Below are 448 nucleotides of genomic sequence, written 5' to 3'. Positions count from 1 at the left end.
CCATTCGTATGCTGCAATGTATGGGGAGGAGGTACCAACAGCTGCGATAGCAGTGCCGGATGGATTGAAGTTCACACGATATGTTATGCTGAATGTCGATGCTAGAGCTGAGAATTTTGTCCCAAATCCTGTCAGCGGGTCGAACTGGAACGCGCCGATATTTCCGCTTTCGGTCACAGCAACGGACGACATAGAGGGGCTAAACGCAGCCCCATTCACTTGATAACTCAACGCGGAAGATGGGTTTGAGAACTTCGCGCCAAATCCATCTGCGGCAGTCCATGGGTAAGCCGAAACATATGGCGCACCATCATGCCCGACAATCACCGTCTGATCCTTCACGCCAACCTGTGCGCTCATCAATTTCTGCGCGATGCTCATGCCATTGCATCCCCGGAGAGGAACCCGAGCCAAGTGGTGCCGCCGTCGACGGTGACGAACACATAGG

General features: G+C 53.8%; 1 protein-coding gene. It reads right to left on the bottom strand.

Annotated features, from left to right (window positions below; all coding sequences use genetic code 11):
* Window positions 1-381, bottom strand: a 381-nt coding sequence (locus BTA51_RS30045) for a hypothetical protein (RefSeq protein WP_141215719.1), incomplete at its 3' end; no start/stop codon positions are given.
* Window positions 382-448 lie beyond the last annotated feature (67 nt).

Origin of the sequence: Hahella sp. CCB-MM4 (assembly GCF_002260525.1) — a bacterium.
Lineage (GTDB): Bacteria > Pseudomonadota > Gammaproteobacteria > Pseudomonadales > Oleiphilaceae > Hahella.
The sequence above is the reverse complement of the archived record's forward strand: the minus strand, read 5'-3'. Positions and strand labels throughout refer to the sequence as shown.